The organism is Rhodococcus sp. (in: high G+C Gram-positive bacteria) (assembly GCF_049286785.1).
In the GTDB taxonomy this organism is placed as follows: domain Bacteria; phylum Actinomycetota; class Actinomycetes; order Mycobacteriales; family Mycobacteriaceae; genus Rhodococcus_F.
In genome coordinates, this window is record NZ_JBAQEO010000421.1 from 1 (window position 1) to 5302 (window position 5302).

6 protein-coding genes are annotated in these 5302 nt (G+C 67.2%); 2 read left to right on the forward strand and 4 right to left on the reverse strand.

Annotated features, from left to right (window positions below; translation table 11 throughout):
- From WAW17_RS15625 to WAW17_RS15635, 3 genes are all read right to left on the reverse strand, one after another.
- A partial coding sequence (locus WAW17_RS15625) for a T3SS (YopN, CesT) and YbjN peptide-binding chaperone 1 (protein ID WP_422333864.1) occupies positions 1-1351 on the reverse strand: 1351 nt, incomplete at its 3' end.
- Between the two features lie 68 nt (positions 1352-1419).
- Complete coding sequence (locus WAW17_RS15630; protein WP_422333859.1) at positions 1420-2121, reverse strand: ESX secretion-associated protein EspG; 702 nt, start codon at positions 2119-2121, stop codon at positions 1420-1422.
- A gap of 2 nt (positions 2122-2123) precedes the next feature.
- Positions 2124-3083, reverse strand: coding sequence for a hypothetical protein (locus WAW17_RS15635; protein WP_422333860.1), 960 nt, complete (start codon positions 3081-3083; stop codon positions 2124-2126).
- Between the two features lie 152 nt (positions 3084-3235).
- On the opposite strand from WAW17_RS15635, the gene WAW17_RS15640 reads away from it, so the two are divergent.
- Entirely contained in the window at positions 3236-3541 is a 306-nt protein-coding gene (locus tag WAW17_RS15640; RefSeq protein WP_422333861.1) for a hypothetical protein, read from the forward strand.
- A gap of 294 nt (positions 3542-3835) precedes the next feature.
- Here the strand turns inward: WAW17_RS15640 and WAW17_RS15645 are convergent, their stop codons facing one another.
- Positions 3836-4834, reverse strand: coding sequence for an alpha/beta hydrolase (locus tag WAW17_RS15645; protein ID WP_422333862.1), 999 nt, complete (start codon positions 4832-4834; stop codon positions 3836-3838).
- A gap of 171 nt (positions 4835-5005) precedes the next feature.
- Between WAW17_RS15645 and WAW17_RS15650 the strand changes: the two genes are divergently transcribed.
- Positions 5006-5302: wax ester/triacylglycerol synthase domain-containing protein (locus WAW17_RS15650; RefSeq protein WP_422333863.1), on the forward strand; the 297-nt coding region annotated here is incomplete at its 3' end.

Sequence of the window (5302 nt, forward strand, 5' to 3'; positions counted from 1 at the left end):
GCTCGGGTCGGGGCTTGGGGTCGTCGCGCCGCACGGGTGAGGGCAGGACGACGGTCTTCAGTGCCTCGCGGAGGTTGCCGACGATGCGTTCCCAGCCGTCGGCCCGGGAATCGGACGTGTCGGCCTGGGCGGGCTGGTCGTGCGCGCGGAACTCGGCGGCGTCGCGGCGCAACTGGTCGATCCAGTCTGTACCCGTGTGCAGCAAGGTGAGGATCTTGTCGCGGTCGTGACCGCACACTTCGGCGACGATCGCGGGATCGGTGGCGCCGGCGCACTCCGGATCGAGATGGAACAGCGTCAGGAGTTCCTTGGGCAGCTCGGCGACAGCCATCGGGGTTTCGGTACCGGGCGCGGAATCGGTCTCGGCCTCGGCGTCCGACTCGTCCGCGACGTCTCGGCCGAAGAACAGCTCCCCGCCGAACCGCGTCGCGAAATCGGCGTCGACGGTGCGCAGGAACTCCGAGAACACCTTGCAACTCTCGGTGAGGTGCTGGGGAACCAGCGGGTTGCCCGATACCTCCAGGAACGCAGACAGGCGATCATCGACCAGCACGAACTTGATGCGCGACCAGGCCCGGTTGAGATCAGCGGTGACCTCGGCGGCACGGGTGCGGTCGCTGATGTCGTGTACGAGGGGTGCAAACAACTGGATGTCCATCGAATCCGCCAGGGGCCCGACGAACAGGATCGCGTTGCCCATGCGGATCGGGACGTCGCCGTCGGGATCGCGCTGGGGTAGCAGGCCGAGCAGTGGAACCAGCGACAGCGTGATCAGTTCGTGTAGGTGCTCCACATCTCGCGGCACGATCGCCGCGGCGGGATCGAGGTGCGTCACCAGCGGTGGGCGAACGGCAATCGGATCGAACCCCGCCGACGGATCGGTGCCGGAGGTCTCGGTGCTCAGGAACGCCGGATGGGTGATGCCCCACACGTCACGGAAGACAGCCACGGTCATGGCCGCCAGCTGATCGACCCACGACTGCTTCTTGTCGACGTAGAAGGCGGGGGAGCCGGCATCGCCCTCGTCGTCAGGGCCGCGGGTAGGACGGTTCCATCCGAGTTCCGTCAGATACGTCTGCTCGGCCTCGGTCAGCGCACGGTCGGGATGGAGGTAGTGATTGGACGGCACCTCGCAGCGCACCGTGTCGCCGTCCCAGACGACGAACTGGATGCAGGGCATGAGGCCTTCGGATTCGTCCAGCTCCTCGAATCCGCTTTCGAGAACCAGCAGATCTTCATTCTGCATCGCCGACAGATAGTCGGCGAGGCGCCGCTGGAATTCCGCCCAGTCGCGGTTCACGCTGGTATCCAGATCGAAGTCCTGCATGTCTACTCCGTCCTGGTCGACCACCATCACCCTTGTTCGCCTATACGGTAGCGCCGATCGCCGACAGAACCGGCGCGGAGGGTACCGGCGGGTCAGACGGGGTGTCCCGCGGCGACCCGGCCGGTGAGCCGGGCGACGGCGTCGAGCAGGTCCCAGGACGTCCCCGGACGAACGGTGACGGTCGATTCCTGTCCCGTTCCCGGTGCGGCGTTCTCCCAGACCAGGTAGCGGCCGTCGCCGTCGATGTCACGCCATGCGATTCCACCGGTCGCCCTGGGATCGCGGCGGGAGCCACGGATCACGGTGACAACCCCCTGGCTCGCGGACGGTCTGTCGAGAACGGCGGCGACCGCCCCGGTCCCCTCCCCGTCGCTGCGGCGAAACACCGCGCCCCGAACAGACCCCGCGTCCACATCGGGAAGCTGCGCGACGAGTTGACGGCCGAGGTCGTATGGTTCGCAACCGCGGATCACCACCTCGCCGCCGGGATGCTGGACCGCGGCGACACCACGCCCGCGCGAGACCGCTCCGAGCAGGCGAATCCGCTTTTCACCCTCGCCGAGCCGACCCGAGATCTCGATCCGCAGTTCCGGTTCGGCGAGTACCAGCAGCGCCGCCTCCAGCCGGTCGTGCTCGAGGCCCGTGAAGTGGGCGCGGATTCTGCGCTGCTCGCGCTCGTACTCCGCGACGGTCGGCAGCATTCCGACCGCTCGGAACGGGTACGGCATGCGATCCTGCCCGGTCCGGGTCCACAGTGCCGAGAACTCAGCACTACTCAACCCCCAGTGGCCCAAGGTTATTCACCGATCACGGGAGGGGTGACGAGCGGGAGCTTCCCGACGATCGCGGTCTCGTCGTCGACGAATTCGAGGTAGGTGGGCGGCTCGACTTCGTCCTCGGTCGACGAGGATGTGTTCGAGGGGAGGGTGGCCGCGCTCGCGGCCTCGGCCCTGTGGGACGTCACCACCCGGCCCGCGTATTGTGCCACTCCGCCGCCGACGACGCCTGCGAGGGAGGCGCCGGTGGGGAAAGCGGGGCCGGTTCCGGAGTGGTGAGGGTTGGATCCGGTGGTGCTGCCAGAGCTTTCGGGACCGACCGCACGCATATCGGTATCGGTATCGGCGTCGAATACATCGGCGTCCGATGGCTCGGCGACCTGCTCGTCACTGGGGATGCCGTGAATCCCGTTGGGCCCCAAATCGAACCCGACGGGACGACCGTGCGCCGAGGCGGCGTGGGTGAATGCGAGGTCGCTGTCGGGCAGCTGGGGCAGCAAGGCGGGAAGGCGTTCGACAGCCACGGTGTAGGCGGATGTGAGGTGCGCGGCCATGGCGGCCCTCGCGTCCTGTTCCGCGGCGTCGGCCGCAGCCTCGCCGGCCCAGTTCCACGGCATCACAGCGGTCCAGTCGGCGGGGTGGACGAACGGTTGACCGACAGCACTTCGGACGGCCTCGGCGCCGGCGACCGCGTGCCGCAGGGCGGCCCCGACCTCACCGAATTGTTCGCCGACCTGCTGTGCGCGGGCGGCGAACCCGTCGATGGCGGTGGTGGCCGACTCCGCGGCGGCGCCGCGCCATCCGTCGTGGATGGCGGTGCGGGTCGCATCGTGGAAACCTACCATCGAATCCTGGAACCGCCGGCCGAGTTCCTCCCATGCAGCGGCAACCGCGCCCGCGTCACCCGGCGCCATCGAGTCGACGGCACGCCGGATGGCGTGGTGATCCCAGAGCGCCGACTGGAAATTCTCCGTGCTCACCTGTGCCGGCTCATCGATGCGGCCGTTCATTCCCACCCCCGAAGCTGGACGCCTGTGCCGGAAGTGGATCCCCCGATCCGGCGCCCGTCACCCTACAGCGCCGGGTCCGGCCGCGGGTTCAGCGCTGTGGTCTGGTGGTGATCGGAGGGATCGTGATCACCGGGCGCGTGGTGGTGGTTGTGGTGGTGGTGGAAGTGGTCGGCGGTGCGGGAGGTTCCGCCGCGGCACGGGGGGCAGGGTTCGAGATGGTGGGAACGACGGGAGGGCGGGAGATCGTGGTGCGGGGCGGCGACGGAGTGACAGGTATCGGTGTGGTCGTCGCCGTGGTGGTGGCTGCGGCAGCGGTTGTGGTGGCGGCAGCGGTGGTGGTGGTGGGCTCGATCGTGATCGGGATGTTCCGGGGCGTGATCGGGTCCGCTACCTTCCACGTGGGTGTGGGAGGAACCACCACCGAATAGGTGGCGGGTTCGGCGCTGTACAGGCCCGCGGATTGCAGACCCGCAGAGGTCAGCGGTGGCGGCGGGACAACCGGCCCGTGACCCCCCACCACGCCGCCTGCGACCCCGACGAGGAGCCCGGAGACCGTCGAAAGGGCTGCGATCGCGAGTGCGCCGATCGCCACAGTCTTGTCTTCCATTCGCTACCCGTCCTCGATGTGCGGTCGATCCACCATAGAGGGGGCTGCGATGTGGTGCTGATCACGTTCCGGTCAGTGCTCCCGCAACCGGAGTGCCCGATCCCGGAATCGCAGCTCACGGAGTTGCATTGCGAATGAAACGGCCGATCTCACGGATCGCCTTGGCGCCTTCGGGGACGATTCCGGCCGCAGCCTGGAACACGTGCACCTGGCGTTCCCAGATCTGCAGTTCGCACGGAACCGCCGCCGCAGCGAGGCGCTGTGACATCAGTTCGGCGTCGGCATACACCATCTCCTGGGATCCGGTCTGGATCATCGCCGGCGGCATGGACGAGAGATCACCGTCCACCGGGGAGGTGGACGGTTCGTGCCCGCCACGCGTGTCGAGAGCTTCGATCAGCGTAGACAAGGCCCCGAGAGCACGTTTCGGGAACACCGCACAGAGGTCCGAATTGGGGTGCTCCAGCTTGTTCCCCGGGTCGAGGTCGGTGAGCGGAGACAGTGCGACGTCGGCGGCGGGTCGCGGCAGGCCCTGACGAATGGCCTCGAGAGTGACCATGAAGGTGAGGAATCCCCCCGCGGAATCGCCGGCGATGACGATCCGGTCCGCTGAGTAACCGTGGGACAGCAACCAGCGGTACCCGTCCACACCGTCCTCGACGGCCGCCCGAATCGGGTTTCGCGGGATCATGCGGTAAGCGACGTTAAGGGTCGACGCGTGCGATTCCGCTGCGATGCGCGAGACCATCTGGCGATGAGTGTTGATGCCACAGCAGAGAAAGGCGCCACCGTGGAGGTACAGAATGGCCCGTTCCTGAGCGCCGAGAGGCTGCTGGACCGCGGTCATCGGCGGGCGAATCCACTCGGCGGGGCAGTTCGGGAGCTGGATCGGACGCCGGAAGGTGCCCCGCACCGGTGTGAGCGAGTAGCCCAGGTAATCGACCACTCCCGCCGGCCACGGCAGTTCGGGGTATCGGGCCCACGCCTCGAGGAACGGCTTGACGGTCCGGCGGATCGTGTGGGACAGCGCCTTCGACTGCATACTGGTCCCGGCGAACTCGCGGCGCGTCACAGGCGTCGGTGACAGATACGGGTCGTATGCAGCTGTACTCATCGCCTACCTCCCGGTTGGTTCCGACACTCTCGGCGCTTACATGGCGTTTACTTCTTCGCATCGTCGCATTTACATCGAAGTAGTGACAACGGACGCTACGCCCGACGTAGCATCCGCAGAACAGTTGTAATGAGATAGTGACCGATCGGAGGTGTTACCGACGTGGGACTGATGCCGGTCACAGATTCGATGTTCCTGATCGCCGAGTCCCGTGAGCACCCGATGCATGTCGGGTCGCTCGAGTTGTTCACTCCGCCGGACGATGCAGGTCCGGGCTACGTGCGGGACCTGCACGACATGATGTTGGCCCACACGGACGTGGATCGGACATTTCGGAAGAAACCGGCTGATCCCGTCGGGAGCGTCGGGAACCTGTGGTGGGCCGACGAGCGCCACATGGATCTCGAGTATCACGTGCGGCATTCGGCTCTGCCGTCCCCGGGTCGTATCCGCGAATTGCTGACCCTC